An 18,462-nucleotide genomic window follows, 5' to 3' on the forward strand; every position below is an offset into this window, starting at 1 on the left:
TTAAAACACAAATGATATATGTCATTATCTATTGATAAAAAACGGTCACACCGTATTGCCACCAGTATATTCTTTTTCATCGCGGGCCTGACTTATTCCAGCTGGGCATGTCGTATACATGATATTAAATCTTTCTATAACTTAAATGATGCAGAACTTGGAAGTGTATTATTTGCCTTACCAGTAGGACTGATGATTAGTTTGCCTATATCCGGATGGATGGTCACCAGATTTACGAGTCGTAAAGTACTGATTGCCGCCGGCCTGTTATTCCCCCTGATTTTATGTACCATTGGGCTGACGACACAAATCTGGCAGCTGGTAATTGTCCTCTTTCTGTTTGGCTTTTTAAATAATGTTTTTGAGATAGCCATGAATACACAGGCTGTAGGAATAGAAGAACTGTATGGAAGATCAATTATGGCCTCTTTTCATGGACTATGGAGTCTGGCTGGCTTTACCGGTGTGGCTATTGGTACATTAGCTATAGCTGTAAAATGGCCGTTTTGGTTGCATTTTGCAATTGTAGGAATTATCTGCTGGATTTTGGTTTTCTATTCATGGAGATCACTTTTACGGCAGGATGGTGTTTCAGAATCGCAGCCTGTATTTGCAAAACCTGATGGCAATATCCTGAAGCTGGGTTTTATTGCATTTGCCAGTTTGATTACCGAAGGAACTATGTTTGACTGGAGTGGTGTCTATTTTAAAACCATTGTCACGGTGCCTGAAGCGCTGACTACAATGGGATCCATTGCATTTATGGCTACAATGGCAGGTGGACGCTTTGCTGCAGACCGGTTTGTAACACGGTTTGGAATAAGCAGGATATTACAATATAGTGGTATAATCAGTACTACAGGATTACTGCTGGCTGTTATATTTCCTAATATCCATACTGCTACATTAGGCTTTCTGATGGTCGGTATTGGCGTTTCTTCTGTTGTTCCACTGGTACTTGCACTTGCCGGGAAATCTAAAACAATGGCACCGGGAATTGCTATAGCAGCGGTTTCCACAGTTGGCTTTCTGGGCTTTCTGATTGGTCCGCCTATGATTGGTTTTATTGCACAGGCGACAAATCTCCGCTGGTCATTTTTACTGATAGCAGTACTGGGTTTCGGCACCACATTACTTGCTTCCAGGGTTAAATCTATAGTTTAGATTTGTGTTATATTAGATTATAAATCAATATTATAAGAATATAATAGTCTCGTTTAAAGCCGTAACTGATAAACCTCAATGAATTCATACATGAAATCAAAAAAGGAGAGGACAGCCCCTTAAAATACATATGTTAACAGACGATAATTAGCTGGTTTTACGCTTAAATAATTGAGACTCTGCACACTATAATGTTTCATTTAATTATGTTAAATTTAAGTTAGTGTGAACCAAATAATAAATTAACGTATGATGAAAAGATTTACAAAACAAATGTTTTTGCTTATAATGCTTTGTTTTACAGTTATGTATGTACAAGCACAAAGCATTGTTATTAGCGGGTCAGTAATTGACAAGCTAAGTCGGGAACCGATCCCCGGCGCAGGGATTACAGTTAAAGGAAAGACCGTCGGTACATCTACCAATCAGAATGGTAAGTATGCATTCAGTACTTCTGAAAAGGCACCATTTACAATTGTAATTTCCTTTCTCGGATATACTTCAGTTGAAAAATTGGTTACCGGCAGCACGACTGGCCTGGATGCCGAGCTGGAACAGGCAGGGATTCTTGGTCAGGAGGTCGTGATCTCTGCTTCCAGGACTCCGGAAAGAATACTGGAGTCTCCGGTTTCTATTGAACGGATGGGGCAAAACACGATAAAAGAAATAGCTGCTCCGTCATTTTATGATGCACTGAACAATATGAAAGGCGTTGAGGTTAGCACGCAAAGTCTGACTTTTAAATCGGTAAATACCAGGGGATTTAATTCAAATGGTAACACCAGATTTAATCAGTTTGTCGATGGAATGGATAATCAGGCACCAGGATTGAACTTTGCTGTTGGTAATATTGTAGGTATCAACGATCTTGATTTAGACAATGTCGAGCTATTACCTGGTGCCTCATCAGCACTTTATGGTGCAGGTGGGATCAATGGAACAATGCTGATGACCTCAAAAAGCCCGTTTGATTATCAGGGGCCAAGTTTTCAGTTTAAAACGGGTATGAATCATGTCAATGATAATAACACAGGCGTACAGCCTTATAATCAGCTGGATGTCCGTCTGGCAAAAGCCTGGAATAATAAATTTGCTATTAAGGGAACATTTTCATTTCTGCAGGCACAGGACTGGCAGGCTGATAATTTTTCCAACTTTGACAGGGCTTCAAGATCAGGAAAATCCGGAGACAGGAGTTCAGACCCCAATTATGACGGGATAAATGTCTATGGGGATGAAGTAAGTCAGAACATGCGTAACGTTGCTCAGTCTGTTCTTAATGCAGGAACTTCCGGATTTGTTCAGGGCGCATTGGGTTTGCCGGTACCGCCAACTGCTGCACAGATTGATGCATTTAAATCAAACCCGGCCAGATTGAATGCCCTGAACGGGTTCTTGAGTACTAATTCAGTTATGCGTCCTTTTTATGCCGGGATTAATACTCCGGGTTTACTTCCCAATCAGAATGTCTCCAGAACCGGTTATGAAGAAAGTTCTCTGGTTGATTATAAAACACAATCAATTAAGGCATCTGGTTCCATTAATTATCGTTTAACCAAAACGATCGAGGCTGTAGCACAGGTATACTGGGGTAGCGGGACATCTGTTTATACCGGTTCTGACCGTTATTCTCTAAGAAATTTCAGTATCGGACAATATAAACTGGAATTAAAGGGGCAGGACTTTTTTATCAGAGGTTATACAACTCAGGAACGTTCAGGTGATTCTTATATCGCATCTATTCTGGGTAGCTATATTAATGAAACTTCTAAAAAATCTACTGACTGGTTTCCTCAGTATGTAGGAAATTATATAGGTGCCAAGTCTCAGGGGGCGAGTGATGCAGCAGCTTATGCAGCGGCCAGAGCTGCCGCCGATCAGGGCAGATTCGCGCAGGGTTCTCCGCAGTTTGAAGCTGCTAAAAGTAAAATCCTGAATACAACAATTTCTGGAAGTGATTTTAGCAAGGGGATTTATGGAGCTAAATTTGACGATAAGACTAATCTCTATCATTATGAAGGGATGTACAACTTTAGTAATCTGTTTAACAATGTTTTTGAATTTCAGATTGGTGCTTCTTACCGCTTGTACCAGTTGAGATCAAACGGAACTATCTTCAATGATTTAAACAGTGAAATTGATATTAAAGAATATGGAAGTTTCGTGCAGCTAGGCAAAAAGTTCTTTGATGATAAATTTAAGCTGACATTCTCAGGACGTTATGATAAAAGCACGAATTTTGATGGTCGTTTCACACCGAGAGTAACCGGAGTATATACAGTGGCTAAAAATAACAATATCCGGATTTCTTATCAGACAGGATACCGTAATCCAACCACACAGAACCAGTATATTGACTTATCTGTTGGCGGTGGATCGCAAAGATTAATTGGTGGGATACCAGAGATTCTGAATAAATACAGCCTGTTTACCAATCAGGCATTTACGGACGTAAGCTATCGTGCTTTTCTTAATTCAGCGGCAGGAGGGACCCCGGACCCGACTCTGTTAAAAGCTTATACATTTGACCCTAAAGGTGTGCGTCCGGAAAGTGTTCAGGCTTATGAAATCGGTTACAGAGGATTATTAGGGCCAAAGTTCCTGATCGATGCCTATGCTTATTATAATATTTATAAAGATTTTATAACCGCCGTAGATGTTTACCAGAAAGAGATTAACGGAACTAATTTTACCAAATTTGGTGTTCCCGTAAATGCAAAAGGAAAAGTAACTTCTTATGGAGGAGCTTTGGGAATCGATTATTTAGTAGCAAATTATAACTTAAGCGGTAATATCTCTTACAATAATATCGGTGATATCCCGGATAATTATATCAACGATTTTAATACGCCTAAGATCAGGTATAATCTGGGTATAGGAAGAAGAGAGCTGATCAAAAATGTAGGTTTTAATGTAAATTATCGCTGGCAGGGCAAATTCTACTGGAATTCTTCTTTTGCTTCCGGAGATGTACCGGCTTTCGGTACTTTAGATGCCCAGGTTAATTTTAAAATTCCTTCAGTAAACTCCATGATCAAAATTGGTGGTTCAAACGTCTTGAACAAGTATAATTTTACTTCTTACGGAAATCCGTCTGTTGGTGCAGTGTATTATGTGGCTTATTCATTTAATCCATAAGCATAATATACTGTTTAAATAAAAAAGGGTCTGTATTCTCATGATACAGACCCTTTTTTATTTAAACAGTATATCCGCCCGCGGGATGTCTCTGTGATTTTTATTTGAGGTCAAACTTTTGGGAATAGGTATACTTTCCTCCGGTTAGTATTTTTTTATCCTTAAGAGATTTTACTTTGAAATAGGTAGGCTCATCACTCCCTTGTAAGTAGTTGGGGATATTATTTTTTGCTATAAGGAGAAAATCTGACAGGCTTTGCATCCCGGTGCCAATAGGAAGAAAATTACTTCCGCTATAATAAGTTCGTATAGTTGAAGTATTCACAATTTTTTTCTGTATTTCGGTCATAGATGCAGTGTCTTTTAAAGCAGCATTTAAGGCCTCTTTTATCTGGTCGTTAGGAAATAGTGAAGACTCTACAGTTAACAATGCATAACGGCCAAAAGTCACTTCAGAAATATAGGCCGGCGTATTATTTACAAATAAGGACGGATCAATTTCTTTTTCATACATCTTCCAGTCGGCGGAACCGTCATCCAAAAGAGCAACATAGCTGTCCTGACGACAGAAAAGGTACACACCTGATATAAATCCGATTGGTTGATTATCGGGAACAAAATTTCTTATGTCAGGTATTTCTTTGGAATCCATGTTATTTCTCAATCCGTACTTGGAAGTATTAAACAGGACGTCATTTTTAATATCATCATACTTATTGAAGGTAGATATGCTATATTTTATTTCGCCCTTTTTATTTCTAAGTCCTTCAATTCCACCTAAAGATTCACGTACCTGAGCTATCTGCACACGCATACTGCTTAAAGCGAGTTTTGTTACCGATTTATTTAAAATTTCTCCATTGCCACCTTTAATCAATACAGGCTGTTTATCGTTTTTTGGGACATTAGGATTAAAGTACATCAGTTCGCCTGTTTCCAGTAGGTTACGGCCGTGAATAGGAAAACCATAAAAATAATCTCCCGAATTGGAACCTCTTAAAATGCCGAATTCAGCTGCTCCGGTAGTTGTATTTTCATAACTGAAAATTACAGCTGTACTGTCTTTATTTAACTCAAAAGAGGTTACCTGGAAATTCTGCCGGATTAATGATTCTTTTATAGAATCGACTTTCTTACTAATCCTCAGTTTCTTCGGATCTTCAGTTGAAACCACGACCGGTGGTTTGACAACCGGATCCTTTTTACAGGCATTGAAAAACACTGAAATCAACGCCACCAGGACAAAGCATAATTGAACAACCTTTTTTCGTTCCATAACAATAGGATAGGAGGATGAATTAATGAGATATATTTCTTTAATCAGAGTTGTTAATTTATAATTTGTTACAAAATTAAAGCGAAATTTGTTTTTTTTTAATTCTACCATTTTTTCATGATCTCTGAAGTCATAGCGCTAAAACATCGGCTGTTTGCTGATAATTTGACGTAATATTCAATAGATCATCAAAATTCTTCTCAAAAATCCCAAAATAAGAATTTTCATATTCTGCATCTTTCCAGTGATTATGCCAGTGATAAGCATAGCAACCCGGGAAAAAATCCTTATAGGAATTTATCGATAGCCGATTGGTGAATTGCTGATCAAATTGTTTAAAGAAGCCCGGAAAATCATCAAATGGAGCTTTCTCAGGAGTCACATTTTGCCAAAGCGGATCAAAAAAAAGTGCAAGGAAGAATATTTAGCTTATTCAAAAGAGAGTCTGAATAGTTTAGAATGATCCAGGGCAATACAGTACGCTTTTTACTGCTTTTGTTTAATATATAAGTAGCTATCTCACTTTTGGATTTCAAACTTAATATTGCACTGTTAGCATAAGGTTGAGTTTCCCAGGCATAACAGAATTCGGATTCCAGTAAACTGCTAAAATCTTTAAGAAACATTACGTCCAGATCAAAATAAACACCTCCGTATTTATAAAGGATCAAGAATCTAAAAGCATCTGATCTTTTTGCCAGATTTTCAGGCTCATTGACAAGTTCTTTTTTATTTTTCCAGGGTGTATTTTTTATTTCCTGGTATGGATCATAAATCTTAACTTCAATCAAGTGCAGGATTTCTTTTAGAATTGGGTTCTTTTCATGATTATGGTATCCATTATCAGCATCCAGCCATAAAATGACTCTGCATCTGGTAAGATCTTGCGTACATAAAAAGGATTTAATTGAAAATGCCTGTTTACGTCCAATATTTCCATGCCAGTAGCAATGATAAGTAATCTGTTCTTTATGAGTTTGTATGTGATCAGTAAGAGGCTCTAAGCGGAAATTTATATTTTCTTCCAGAACTTCAAGCGCATAGTTATTATCTGTATAGAGACGACGGTCACTGATATGTTTCCAGTCAAAAACATTTCCGCCGGTTACAGGCATCACTTCATAATCCTTTGCAGGTTTGTTAGAAAGTCCTCTGACAATCTTCTTTATTACTTTAAACATTATCCGCAAAGGTAATAAAATAGCCTTCTAATCGAAATTTCCTGGGATACGTAAAATTTATATAATTAATATTATGTTAAGTACGATATTTCAATATGCCCTCCCGGAGCTGTATTTACTTAGATCAGGTTAATCTCTGCGTACAGGAATTCCTATTATTTGAAGATGTTCATTCCTTCGTTGTAAACAGGACTTTGTATACCCAAAAAGTTTAAAACGCTATGAAACACATTGTTCTGAGACAATATCTGATCAGGCTTAGGCTTGAGTTGTTTTGAATTATCAGATACCCAAACTATAAAAGGAATCTCATACTGTTCTTTAGGTGCAATACTTAAAGGTATTCCATGCATATACAGATTCTTTTCTCCTAAAGATTCTCCATGGTCAGAAACAAAAAGCATTGCACTATTAAACTCTTTTAATTGTTTCAAATCCTCTATTACATTATGAAGGATATAATCTGTATAAATAATGGTATTATCATAAGCATTGATCAGTTCTGTTTGAGAACAGTTTCCTAATTCAACACTATTACAAACGGGTTTAAAAGTCTCAAATCGAGGTGGATATTTTTTACTGTATGTAGGCCCATGGCTTGTACTTGTATGCAGAACTATTAATATCTTATTCTTTTTACTCGCTAATATTTGTTCTTTCAGTCCACTCAAAAGAATTTCATCATAATTGCACCCCTCACCTTTGCAATCTGCTGCCAGATTTTCCCGGGTCTGATAATTTTTAATATGAACTGGTGGTTCTCCCCAGTTTGTAGTTCTCCAGATTACCTCTACATCGTTTCTATAGAGATAATTAGGTAGAATTTCATATAAATCATCAGAACTTGTTGGTTCTAAAATACATTTTACACCAGCAGTGGTATATGTCGCACAGGATGTGGCTTTAAAACTGAATACATTTGGGGTTTTGGAAAGTAGCGGATTCGTATTCTTGCCATATCCGTTTAAAGAAAAGTTCTGGCTTCTTGCCGACTCTCCTATTACTAATACCACAACTGATTTTTTATTATCTTTTATTGTTGCCTTAGGCAATAAAATCTCCTTTTCATTCTTCTGGGACTTGTGAACATAAAACAGAGCAATATTCACTGAATAAGACCAGGGCATTGCAAGCCCTCCTAATGTCTTTGAATTCTTATCAATCCATAACCAGTTACTCGCATTGGCGAAGATTAAAATGGTAATTAATAATAAGGTAAGCGAAGAAGTAACGGAGAACTTTTTAAGTGTCGGGGTTGTAATTTTAGCCTTAATGATATAGATAGCGGGAATTATGCCCAATAAAACGATATACAGAATCAGTTTAAAAGAAAAAAAACTGCTGGACTCCTGATAATTGGTATTGAATATATTACCAATCATACTCTCGTCTATTATCACACTATAAGTATTGATAAAATAAACAGCAATTGAATTAATGATGAAGAATAATACCAATAGAGATTTTCCGGCAAAACGTGACAGAAAAAGTATCAGATAAAAAAGAAGAGAATTGAGTACAAGCATTAGAATTATTAAACTTATAATAATCGTAACCCCGCTTAAACTCTTATGATCTGCCTTATTGAAGACAAAGGTGAAAAATGGAAGATGAAAGAATAAAAAATTAAGAAAACTCATCAACAATGCAAAATCCAGTAATTTTAAATTCTTCTTAAACATGTATTATTATCAATTTTTTAATAATTATTTTATTTTTTGATAACAATGATACGCATTATGAGCAGTAAAATAAAAACAGGATAGTATTTTTTATTATTATGATGTCCGTATGATGATGTATTTATAATACGGTTAAATAGTACTAGCTTTAGTATAAATCATTTATCTAAACCTAATACCTATGAAAAAGCAATTGTTTTTTATCCTGAGCCTTATGGCTGTTTTTTATTCCTGTAAAAAAGAATCATTACCAGCCGGGCAAAATGCTCCGGACGGATCAATGTCCGTCATGTCTGCTAACCAGGCTGTGTCAGGCCCTTATAAGGTCGCTTATTACGCTTTTGATAATGGCGGACCAAGACTGATAGATTTTGCCAGGGAAGCTAATGTTGTCGTCCTGTTTGAAGCTCATGAATGGCGATTTGTTGATAGTGCGAAATATACCGGACATGACTTTATATTTGATAACAAAAATTACAAAACCTATGGGTCTATTATGGCGGATGTCAGGATTTTACAGCGCCGTGGTGTTAAAGTTCTGATGAACGAAGATGACAATTCCGGCTGGAGCAGCAACACTCCTTTTACCGATTATTCGGGCAAAAAGTTTAACAATACGGAGTTTATCAGTATGGCTAAATCTTATATTTTAGATTCGCTGAAATTAGATGGTATTGCACTGGATATTGAACACGGTGCAAAAAACAATGCTCAATATAAAGCACTTTTAACTGGATTGGGACAATATTTTGGCCCTTTATCTAAAAACCCAAACACGCTTTATATTGCAGCAATTTATTCTGGTGCACCTGAAGGCGGTGCTATTGGTAAGGATTTAAATGTAGCTAAATATGTGAATTTTGTTGAAGATATGGGCTATTTTCAGGATAATACCAGCAGATTCAATCAATGGGCTAATGTTATCGGTGCAGGTAAAACGATGATTGGCGTTTCTGCAGAAAGCAATTTCAAGAACCTGACTAAAGATGTTGCAGCAGCAAAATGGCAGCCGGTTAATGGTAAAAAAGCTGGTATCATGGTTTATGCAGCTAATCTGGATTCCACTTATACCAATACCGTATTCAGAGCCTTAGCTCAGTAAAGAATATCGGCAGGATGTTTATCAAAATCAACCTGCCGATATCATTTCTATTATATTGAATAACATTTTAACGAATATATTGCAGGTAATCTAATCGATTGCCGGCAACAGATCAATCAGATTATCTATGATACGATCGGGATTGGCTGATTGAAGCTGCTCAACTGTATGTGCTCCGGTTGTAATACCAATACTAAGGCCGCAACCTGCATTTTGACCTTCCTGAATATCAATGATCGAATCACCAACCTTAACCACCCGGCTTGCATCAGTGATCTGGAAACGCTTCATTGCAAATTCAATCATATCCGGATCAGGTCTGTTCCGCTCAACATCAGAAGCTGTAACCAGTGCATCGAAGTCTACCCCTTCTACCCAGCCCAGTTTTTCCAGGATTGAACTTGCAGTACCCCTATCATAACCTGTATTCAGGACAGCTAAAACATTTCTGTCTTTAAGCGCTGAAAAAAGTGCTATTGCATTTGGCTGTGGCAGGATTTCTTCTTTAGCATAAGCATTGGTAAGGGTTACAATAAATTCGTTATAGATGCTGATAGTTAATTCTTCATCACTGATTCCGGCATAACTCAAAAGTACTGAGCGGATAGCCTGTTTTTTTTCTTTACCTGCACCTTCTGCCAGCACTTCTTCCAGACTGAATTCAAATCCAGCATTATTTATCGCATTTCTAAGTGTTTTGTACACCAGGTTGTTTTCATTTACTGTAGTTCCTGCCATATCAAAAACTACCATTTCAAATTTGTTCTGCATATTATGATCGTATTATTATTGAGTTATATAGTTAAATCCGGATACCTACACGTACCGGTTTTTCCTGTGTTGCGTAACGGAAAGCCTCTTCGACCTCGCCAAGTTCGTATTCTTTTTCTATCAGGGCCTGAAATGGATATTTCTGGTAATTATGCTCTATAAATGAGGTCGCATTTACGAAATCGTCATAGTTATAATTATGAAGACCTTTAATCTGTAAGAGTTTTCTAACAATTTTCTGGGCATCTACCTCTACATGTTTTGCCGGAAATACCGCGCCAATCCAAACGGCTGTTCCACCAAGAGCGAGTGCATCAAGCCCGGCTTTCATTGCTGCAGGATGACCGGTCATATCAAACACGATATCCCCTTCTTCTGCCGGCTGCGATTGATCTGTGTAAAAATCTTCTGTTGTATAAGTTTTATCTGCTCCAAATTTCTCACCCCACATCAGTCTTGAAGTATCAGGGTCAATCAGACTAATCCGGGCTGCTCCTGCTTCCCTGCACATTGCAGCACAAGAAATGCCGAGCAGGCCTGCTCCGAATATAATTACTCTCTGATTCGCTATTTCTCCGGCAACGCGTATAGCTCCGGTTACGGTAGCATGTGCGCAGCTAATCGTTGCTGCCACCTGAAGTGGCATGGCTGCAGAGATTTTAAGGAAAGCCGTATTTGGTCTTAGCACACAATAATCGGCAAGTCCCCCGTTAAAAATATCTTTGCTTGTTGCAAGTGCATGCCCATATTTAAACAGCTGCTCACTTTTCTGTGGCATATCTTCACGGGGCGGTTTGGTCCCTTCCGGCACAGCAAAAATAGACCATATCACCCTGTCTCCTATCTCCACAGGTTTACCGCTGAAATCAAAATGAGATTTACCAGGCACGAGCGAAAATATCTCACCCACAATTTCATGACCAAGTACTACCTGATCAGGTTCGGAACGATGTCCGCAATAAGTATGTATATCACTGCCGCAAATGGTTGTATACAGATTTTTTATAATGATTTCTTCGTCTGCAGACTCAGGCAAATCATACTTCGATATACTAAAAGGCTTACCTGGCCCACTAAATAGTACAGCCCGTCCTTTGGGGTGTATGGGTTGTTGATTTTTCATTTTTTAACTTGTATTTAAAATAGAAATAACAGGAAACAGTGAGCAGAATTCCAATCCCGGCCATGCCTGTGCTGGCTTTCAGAAAAATGGATAATATAGAAGCTGAATCTGGCGACAGATATCTGGCCAGCATTAAAATAATGTATCCGGTATAACCTACAGAATCTGCGATGTACATCAAAAAACCTACGTTTGCTTTTTCCCGGGTTATGGCAATAAGCCGCTCAAAAACAATCGCATGGATGGCTACATAGGGCAGATAAACACCCAAACCTATAAGTACCATCGCCGTAAAGGCTTCGATATTTCCATTAATCAGGCCATATACTGCCATAATTAAAATAATCAATCCGGTAAGGCTAATAAAAAGGGATAAGTAAAATGCGCTTTTGTGCCTGGTTATAAAGGCAACCAGACCTATAATAAGCAATACTCCAAAAGAGACCAGTAGTTCAGACTGTGTAAAAAGTTCTGGTGTCTGATGATAGCCTAAGCCAGTCCAGATTTCAACGGCGAAATCTGCCCGCAGGCTGCGTAAAAGCGTAGTAAAAAGGTAAACCAGCACTATACCGATAATACCTGGCGCATACTTATTGAAAAACCCCCATCTATCTTTTCCCGTCATAGGCGGTCTTTCAGATCTTTCCTGAATATCAAGCTGATTTGGTGCCGGGATACAAGCGAGCATACCGATAAAAAGAAGTGTGGGTACAAGAAATATCAATCCGGCAAAAAAGGGCATCCATAACTCGTTCAGGCCATGATCCAGTAAGAAGGTACCTATTGATTTTGAAACACCATCTGACACAATAAAACTTGCACAAAGACCTGCTACCAGGAATTCTGTATGTTTACGCCCTTCTACAAAGCCAAGCACTAAACCGAAAATTACGCCTAAAGGCAAGCCATTCAGAAAAAGGAAAATTACGTTCCATGGGGCCGGTACACTACCAAAGAGTAAAAGCATACACTCTGCAAAGCCAATCAAAATGAGGATGGCCCTGATACGGTAAGCAGGCTTGATTTCTGATACAAATTTTATCCCTACCCATTTTGCCATGACATAACCCAATGTTTGAGAGATAATCAGAAGCGATTTAAAGTCGAGGTCAAAAAAAGAGAAACCTTGATAAGTTGCCGCAGTATATGGCTTGCGAAAACCATACATACAAAAATAGGTACCAAAAGCAGCTACAAGAGCCCATAAAGGATGGGCAAATATTCTATTGAACTTTCGGTTTTTCATATAGCATCAGTTCTTAAACATTGTTTAGTAAAACTAAACAATGTTTGCCATGTATACATATCCGATATATTAAATATATGTTAATTTTTTATTCACTGAATAGTGATGAAGAGGAAGATAGACTGTTTGTTATACAGTTTAATAATGTCGATTGATCTTAAATTGCATTAAATCAAACGTTTGCGCAGCGTTTTTCCTTCTCTCTGAAGGGGAAAATTAATAAATTAATATGATAGTGTAATCAGCTTTGAAATTGATTTTGGAATCCGGAATACCTACAAAACAAATATTTAAACAATCTAAACCTAAGAAAAATGAAAAAGAACCTATTGCTCCTTGCCGTTCTGGCAATCGCAGGTCTGTGTGCCTGCCAAAAATCTGCAATATTACCAGTTACTAACAAAGAAACAGCAGGAAGTGCTGGTGTGCAGAGCGCTACCCAGACCAATATTTTTAATGTCACAGAAAAAATAAATGCGTCAGCTGAAAAGGCCCGTTTGAAAAACGGATATGATTTGACCGACTTTACAGCCACTGGTTTGTATATGGCTCCCGGTGCTACTTTAAATATAACTGTAACACAAACTGCCGGTACCCGGTTGCCTAAATTACTAATTGGCACCTACTCCAGATATGGCACCTGGAATAGTCAGCCAGCAATTGTACAATTAACTGCTGGTACCAATACTATTACCAATGCTGTTGGTGGCTTATTATGGATCAGATACACAAATTCCAGTACTGGATCAACTGCTAAAGTGACCTTTAATAGTGGGTATACTTATGCTCCGTATTACAAAGTTGGCGTGACCACAAATTCAGACTGGATCAATCAATTACAAACCTATACCACGCCTGACGTAGTGCTGGAGGGTACCAATTGTGTAATTGTGGTATCCAGAACAAAGGCCATACAATACCAGACAGAAAACCAGGAAGCTATATTAAACAAAATCACTCAGGTCATTGCACTGGAGGATGAGCTGAACGGTTTAGATAATTCATTGCCTGTTCATGCAAAAAATGTGCATACTTATCTTTTAACACAACATGAAGATCCTGCTTATTACTTTTTCGCCTATGATTTTCGCACAGCCTATACCACATCAGATGTAAATGCTATTTTAACTTTAGACGGTGTTGGGATCAATGGTTGGGGCCCATGGCACGAACTGGGTCATCAGCACCAGATGATGTGGCGCTGGGGAGCTTTGGGTGAGGTTACGGTAAATCTCTACAGCTTATATGTTCAGCGTGCCCTTACCCCATCTATTAACAGATTGGTAAAAGATGGAGTCTGGCCAAAAGCTTTTACTTATTTGGGAAAGGCAGATGGAACCAAAGATTATAACGGATCTCAAAGTTATACTAATAGTTTAACCGATCTTTTTATAAGACTTTGTATGTTCCAGCAGCTGACACTGGCCTATGGTGATAATTTTTATAAGACACTGGCCAAAGATATGCGTATTGAAAATCCGGCATTGGCTAATGATGATGCCAGAATGCGCTATTTTATGTTGAAGGCCTGCAATATATCAGGCAAAAACCTAAGTAACTTCTTCAAAAAATGGGGACTGAATCTGTCAACTCCGGCTGCCACTGCTCAAATACATCTGGATATGACCGCTTTGGGGCTGCCAGCACCCAGTATAGATCCATCAACCTTACAGGATTAAACAGGTTGTAATACAAGTGACAAAAAAAAACTCAGCATTTATAAGGTTCATAGAAAGAATCCTGTAAATGCTGAAGCTTTTTTGAAATCAGATAATGCAATTATTATCGTGGATAAATGCTGCTGATAAAATCTTTGTCTGTTTGAGAAAGCTCACCTTTAAGATCATATAAGTATCCGGGAATAGCAATACTGTCTTTTGTATACTTTGCTGATACTGAATAATGCATGATGGATTTTTTGTCATAAGGAGACTTTATATATTGAGCAAAAGAAGTTGAGTCTATTGGTCTTCCACCAATATTTAACTGATCATTCCATTTGACATCGCTATCCGCCCTAAGCTGCTCATGAATTAATCCCAGCATATGCCCAAATTCATGTCTTACTGTAGCAAGGTGATAAGTTCCTACCGGCTCCCCATTTTTTTCTTTTGACCCTAATGTTTTAAATAAGGCCATTGTAGCTTTCAATGTGTCTTTGATACCTTTATTATCCTTATACCCAACATAACTCCATCCACTTCCTGTACTTGAGTCAAAAGATATTCTTACATCTGATCCGCCTAGTGAATTCTGAAAAACCAGCGATACATTAATCTGATCCTGCCATACCTTTACAGCTTCTTTTACATAATCCTGCTGCTCCTGAGTTCCGTTTAGAAATGCAATCTTTATGTTAGAATTTTGTGGCCATTGGGCATTAACACCAGATATGGCTCCATCTGTTGTTGTTTTTGATCCAATACCTTCAGCAGGTTGCTTTTCTTTTTTACAAGCAACAAAGCATATCACAATTAATACTATTGCTAATAATTCAAATTTCCTTTTCATATCATGTTTTTCTAGTAGTGTATTTCTAAGATAAAATTTCATTTGCTAAACCAATTTATTATTACATTAACAATGATTTAACCGTGGTATAAATTGATATTTTATCTTATTAAATAAAGAAAACCAAAACAGGAGAAGTTATTTATTGTAACAATAGATGATCTTTGCTGCATCTATTGCAGTCGATGCCCAACCGACAAATGGAATAGATTTTTTACCAACAACCTTTAAGATAGTGATGATAAGATCTTTGGTCAGCTTCGCTCCTTTGTGCTTAATTAATTCCTGAATTGCAGCCTTCCCGGCTTTTCCGGCAATTTGTTTAAGGATACAGTCACTTAATTTGTTAAAGTCAAACGCGTAAGCTGGTGTTGTAATCAAATTTAATACAGCAGCAGTCTGATCAGGTTGTGTCTTTGATTGCTGATCAATATCATAAACCAGTAAGGCAACCAGGGCAATTCTTGAATCGTCTAAAGAATCAAACTGAGTTGTCAGGTCCTCTTTAGAGATTCCATAAGCAGATAATAACTGAATAGAGTTCTCTGTAATAGGTTTGAACGTAGATTTCATCTGTTCCAGTTGCTGTGCAGAAAACTGCGCATCACTGATTTCATCAGTCGTACTTTCCGTTCCGGCAATTGCGCTATTGTTTTTTTGCTGATTTACGCTACTGAGTATTTGATTAATATTTGGCTGCTCTTTTTGCAGTGAACTCCTGAAATTGTTTATGGCTAATTCTTTTTCCTGGATACCCTGGTTTGGTTGAGCATCCTTTTTACAGGATTGTACCATTAAAATCATCAGAATAATTAATCCCTGTAAAACGAACAGTGATAAAATGCCCTTTCCGAACAGGGACATGGTCGATGTTAATCTTTTTTTCATATTATGTTTTTATAAGTAGTTATGTATCACAAATAAAACATATTTCCAGTTATGATAAGATTATTTAAATATTAAAATATAGCTATAAGCAAGCCTTAATTTCCTTTAAGTATCTCCTTCAATGTAAAGGAATGATAATGCTTTGATTAAGCTTCCTGATTTTGATAATTCGCTGAAACAGACTTGTTAATTTTCCTGAATAAAATTAAAATCTGATACCATGAAAAACTTAATGAAACCGCTGTACCTGGCAGGTTTATGCTGTATGATGCTGGCCTCCTGTAAAAAGGAACAGACGATGCAGCCGGACCAGACAGAATCTACCCCAAATGTATTAGCTGTAAACAGCCTGTCGACATCTGCTGACGATAGCAACCTGCTGCTGGGTAACCCAAGTGATGCGAAAGCCAGTTCAGTAGAAGGAAACAATTACCTGATGGACAAAACTTATTTTGCATTATCTTATAATTCCGGTAAAGGGACGCCAAACTGGGTGAGCTGGCATATTCAGTCATCTGATCTGGGGACCACTGATCGTTCGGATGATTTCAGGAGTGATGCTGACTTATTATCCGGCTGGTACAATGTTAAACCAGGCAGTTATACCAATACTGGTTTTGACAAAGGGCATAACTGCCCCTCAGGAGACCGGACGTCATCTAAATCAGCCAATTCATCCACCTTCTTAATGAGCAATATGATTCCTCAGGCTCCATACAACAATCAGCAAACCTGGAAAGGTTTGGAAGATTACAGCCGTGCATTAGTAAAGGATGGTAAAGAGGTTTATGTAATTTGCGGATCTTACGGAAAAGGCGGAACAGGAAAAAACGGAGGTACAACAAATACTATTGATGGCGGTAATGTAACCGTACCGGCAAATGTATGGAAAATTGTAGTCGTACTTGCTGATGGTAAAAAAGATCTGACAAGGATTGATAAAGATACCAGGGTCATCGCTATTAATACCCCAAACCAAAATAGTATCGATAAGGACTGGAAAAAATACAGAACCTCTGTAGCAGATATAGAAAAAGCAACAGGATATAAATTCTTTACCAGCGTATCATCTACGATTGCAGCAGTGCTAAAGAAAAAGGTTGATAACCTGAACTAAGCTCATTTGTAAAAAACAAAAAGCCTCAGAAACCATAAGATTTCTGAGGCTTTTTGTTTGAACTCCTCTCCTTTTAGAATTCCTCTAACTGAGCTTTCAGCTCCTGGGCTCTGTCAAATCTGTTTTTACGGGTGTATATTTCAATCAACAGCTTAATTGTTGATTTGTCTTTACGATTAACCTGATGAGCCTGTGATAAAATAACTTCAGCACGATTCAGATTAGAGGTAAATGCCGGAATATCTTTTTTTGAAGCCGTAAGTGCATCATTACTCAGATTAATGTAAACCAGGCCTAACTGATACAGCGCGTCGAAATAATTACGGTCTATATCCAGTGCTTTATTATAGGCCAGCTCTGCAGTTCCCATATTTGTGTTCTTCTGATGCAGGTAACCATAAAGGAAATATAAAAGTTTACTTCTGGTCTCTACTTTTAAAGTATTTTCAATAACCTGTCTGGCTTCAGTATATTTCTCTGTATCCAGTAGCAGGTTGATATAATCATTATTCAGTAAATCATTATATGGATTACTGATCAAACCATCCTGAATGGTTTTTATAGCCAGCTCATTATCCAGTTTTCCTTTATAAATATCAGCCATACGCTGAAATACAACAGGATTGGTAATGCCATTATCTTTAGCACGTTTGTAATAATTCAATGCCTCATCCTCATTCTTGATGCCTTCGGCACTTAAGGCTGCATTTACAGCCAGAATAGTATCCTTCGGGAAAAAGTCACTGACTTCTTTCAGATATTTAAATGCTGCTGCAAAATCTTTAGCCTGATAAGCAGATTTTCCCTTTTGCTGTTTTTTAATGTTTACATTATAACTTGAAGCCTTAATCAAGCCTGAATTATCTTCAAATTTGTCAAATCTTTTAGCAGAATCTATAGCATTAATAGCCAGATCATAATATTTATCAGAATTATCCTGAGTGGGATCAATAATAGCGATATAAGAGCTTAAGTATGATTTGATAGCCCAGGTTTCAGGCCATTTTTTTGTTTCCCTATCTTTCTCGGCTGCTTCTGCTGCCTTTATCCCCTCGCTCAGTATAGCCAGCTGGGTTTTCTGATCCTGTTTATTGGAAAGGGCTGCCTGAAGTTTTCCGACACTGTTCCTTGCAATATATAACTGCGTTTTTTGGGAAAATGCAGAACTGGAACTGATCATTAAAATAGTAACTGCAAATATATATCGTTTCTTCATCATCTTATATCATTGGGCTTAGCTACAAATTTATATAAAAAAAAAGA

15 protein-coding genes are annotated in these 18,462 nt (G+C 37.7%); 5 read left to right on the forward strand and 10 right to left on the reverse strand.

Annotated elements, in window-relative coordinates; genetic code table 11:
• Positions 1-18: 18 nt before the first annotated feature.
• Together PL_RS02130 and PL_RS02135 are read left to right on the forward strand one after the other, a co-directional pair.
• Positions 19-1,164 (forward strand): MFS transporter, encoded by a 1,146-nt coding sequence (locus PL_RS02130; RefSeq protein ID WP_041880298.1) that lies wholly within the window; start codon positions 19-21, stop codon positions 1,162-1,164.
• A gap of 249 nt (positions 1,165-1,413) precedes the next feature.
• Positions 1,414-4,302: a TonB-dependent receptor gene (locus PL_RS02135; protein ID WP_052496162.1), complete on the forward strand. Its 2,889-nt coding sequence runs from the start codon at positions 1,414-1,416 to the stop codon at positions 4,300-4,302.
• Between the two features lie 100 nt (positions 4,303-4,402).
• Here the strand turns inward: PL_RS02135 and PL_RS02140 are convergent, their stop codons facing one another.
• The 4 genes from PL_RS02140 to eptA all read right to left on the reverse strand — a co-directional run bounded on the left by PL_RS02140 (position 4,403) and on the right by eptA (position 8,441).
• Positions 4,403-5,578 carry a hypothetical protein gene (locus PL_RS02140; protein WP_152620276.1) on the reverse strand — a complete coding sequence of 392 codons (1,176 nt, stop codon included), beginning with the start codon at positions 5,576-5,578 and terminating at the stop codon, positions 4,403-4,405.
• Between the two features lie 130 nt (positions 5,579-5,708).
• Positions 5,709-5,960 carry a hypothetical protein gene (locus tag PL_RS02145; protein WP_052496161.1) on the reverse strand — a complete coding sequence of 84 codons (252 nt, stop codon included), beginning with the start codon at positions 5,958-5,960 and terminating at the stop codon, positions 5,709-5,711.
• Between the two features lie 16 nt (positions 5,961-5,976).
• Positions 5,977-6,759 carry a glycosyltransferase gene (locus PL_RS02150; protein ID WP_052496160.1) on the reverse strand — a complete coding sequence of 261 codons (783 nt, stop codon included), beginning with the start codon at positions 6,757-6,759 and terminating at the stop codon, positions 5,977-5,979.
• A gap of 155 nt (positions 6,760-6,914) precedes the next feature.
• Complete coding sequence (gene eptA, locus PL_RS02155) at positions 6,915-8,441, reverse strand: phosphoethanolamine--lipid A transferase EptA (RefSeq protein WP_348620893.1); 1,527 nt, start codon at positions 8,439-8,441, stop codon at positions 6,915-6,917.
• 181 nt (positions 8,442-8,622) lie between these two features.
• Here eptA and PL_RS02160 point away from each other — a divergent pair, with 181 nt between their 5' ends.
• Complete coding sequence (locus tag PL_RS02160) at positions 8,623-9,543, forward strand: EndoS/ChiA family endoglycosidase (RefSeq protein ID WP_041880296.1); 921 nt, start codon at positions 8,623-8,625, stop codon at positions 9,541-9,543.
• A gap of 90 nt (positions 9,544-9,633) precedes the next feature.
• Here PL_RS02160 and PL_RS02165 read toward each other — a convergent pair whose 3' ends face one another.
• Genes PL_RS02165 through PL_RS02175 form a run of 3 tightly spaced genes read right to left on the reverse strand, consistent with a single transcriptional unit; the run spans position 9,634 to position 12,683 of the window.
• Positions 9,634-10,314: an HAD hydrolase-like protein gene (locus PL_RS02165; protein WP_348620895.1), complete on the reverse strand. Its 681-nt coding sequence runs from the start codon at positions 10,312-10,314 to the stop codon at positions 9,634-9,636.
• Positions 10,315-10,345: 31 nt separating this feature from the next.
• On the reverse strand, positions 10,346-11,437 hold the full coding sequence (locus tag PL_RS02170; RefSeq protein ID WP_082035869.1) for a zinc-binding dehydrogenase: 1,092 nt from the start codon (positions 11,435-11,437) through the stop codon (positions 10,346-10,348).
• The gene (locus PL_RS02175) at positions 11,388-12,683 is read right to left on the reverse strand and encodes a DUF5690 family protein (protein WP_052496158.1); all 1,296 of its coding nucleotides are present in this window, start codon (positions 12,681-12,683) and stop codon (positions 11,388-11,390) included. The genes PL_RS02170 and PL_RS02175 overlap by 50 nt, the downstream gene beginning before the upstream one ends.
• Positions 12,684-12,997: 314 nt before the next feature.
• Here PL_RS02175 and PL_RS02180 point away from each other — a divergent pair, with 314 nt between their 5' ends.
• The gene (locus PL_RS02180; RefSeq protein ID WP_041880295.1) at positions 12,998-14,362 is read left to right on the forward strand and encodes a M60 family metallopeptidase; all 1,365 of its coding nucleotides are present in this window, start codon (positions 12,998-13,000) and stop codon (positions 14,360-14,362) included.
• 103 nt (positions 14,363-14,465) lie between these two features.
• Here PL_RS02180 and PL_RS02185 read toward each other — a convergent pair whose 3' ends face one another.
• Positions 14,466-15,194, reverse strand: a complete 729-nt coding sequence (locus tag PL_RS02185; protein WP_041880293.1) for a M12 family metallopeptidase — start codon at positions 15,192-15,194, stop codon at positions 14,466-14,468.
• Between the two features lie 138 nt (positions 15,195-15,332).
• Positions 15,333-16,082 carry a hypothetical protein gene (locus tag PL_RS02190; RefSeq protein ID WP_041880291.1) on the reverse strand — a complete coding sequence of 250 codons (750 nt, stop codon included), beginning with the start codon at positions 16,080-16,082 and terminating at the stop codon, positions 15,333-15,335.
• A gap of 220 nt (positions 16,083-16,302) precedes the next feature.
• Here PL_RS02190 and PL_RS02195 point away from each other — a divergent pair, with 220 nt between their 5' ends.
• Positions 16,303-17,199 carry a DNA/RNA non-specific endonuclease gene (locus PL_RS02195; protein ID WP_087149068.1) on the forward strand — a complete coding sequence of 299 codons (897 nt, stop codon included), beginning with the start codon at positions 16,303-16,305 and terminating at the stop codon, positions 17,197-17,199.
• Between the two features lie 73 nt (positions 17,200-17,272).
• Here PL_RS02195 and PL_RS02200 read toward each other — a convergent pair whose 3' ends face one another.
• The gene (locus PL_RS02200) at positions 17,273-18,418 is read right to left on the reverse strand and encodes a tetratricopeptide repeat protein (protein WP_041880288.1); all 1,146 of its coding nucleotides are present in this window, start codon (positions 18,416-18,418) and stop codon (positions 17,273-17,275) included.
• Between the last annotated feature and the right edge of the window lie 44 nt (positions 18,419-18,462).

Origin of the sequence: Pedobacter lusitanus (assembly GCF_040026395.1) — a bacterium.
Taxonomy (GTDB): Bacteria; Bacteroidota; Bacteroidia; order Sphingobacteriales; family Sphingobacteriaceae; genus Pedobacter; species Pedobacter lusitanus.

Excerpts from the sequence above, each read along its gene's own strand:
- PL_RS02170 (WP_082035869.1), bottom strand. The coding sequence starts at position 11,437 with ATGAAAAATCAACAACCCATACACCCCAAAGGACGGGCTGTACTATTT.
- PL_RS02160 (WP_041880296.1), top strand. The coding sequence starts at position 8,623 with ATGAAAAAGCAATTGTTTTTTATCCTGAGCCTTATGGCTGTTTTTTAT.
- PL_RS02190 (WP_041880291.1), bottom strand. The coding sequence starts at position 16,082 with ATGAAAAAAAGATTAACATCGACCATGTCCCTGTTCGGAAAGGGCATT.
- PL_RS02140 (WP_152620276.1), bottom strand. The coding sequence starts at position 5,578 with ATGGAACGAAAAAAGGTTGTTCAATTATGCTTTGTCCTGGTGGCGTTG.
- PL_RS02185 (WP_041880293.1), bottom strand. The coding sequence starts at position 15,194 with ATGAAAAGGAAATTTGAATTATTAGCAATAGTATTAATTGTGATATGC.
- PL_RS02175 (WP_052496158.1), bottom strand. The coding sequence starts at position 12,683 with ATGAAAAACCGAAAGTTCAATAGAATATTTGCCCATCCTTTATGGGCT.
- PL_RS02200 (WP_041880288.1), bottom strand. The coding sequence starts at position 18,418 with ATGATGAAGAAACGATATATATTTGCAGTTACTATTTTAATGATCAGT.
- PL_RS02180 (WP_041880295.1), top strand. The coding sequence starts at position 12,998 with ATGAAAAAGAACCTATTGCTCCTTGCCGTTCTGGCAATCGCAGGTCTG.
- PL_RS02130 (WP_041880298.1), top strand. The coding sequence starts at position 19 with ATGTCATTATCTATTGATAAAAAACGGTCACACCGTATTGCCACCAGT.
- PL_RS02195 (WP_087149068.1), top strand. The coding sequence starts at position 16,303 with ATGAAAAACTTAATGAAACCGCTGTACCTGGCAGGTTTATGCTGTATG.
- eptA (WP_348620893.1), bottom strand. The coding sequence starts at position 8,441 with ATGTTTAAGAAGAATTTAAAATTACTGGATTTTGCATTGTTGATGAGT.
- PL_RS02150 (WP_052496160.1), bottom strand. The coding sequence starts at position 6,759 with ATGTTTAAAGTAATAAAGAAGATTGTCAGAGGACTTTCTAACAAACCT.
- PL_RS02135 (WP_052496162.1), top strand. The coding sequence starts at position 1,414 with ATGATGAAAAGATTTACAAAACAAATGTTTTTGCTTATAATGCTTTGT.
- PL_RS02165 (WP_348620895.1), bottom strand. The coding sequence starts at position 10,314 with ATGCAGAACAAATTTGAAATGGTAGTTTTTGATATGGCAGGAACTACA.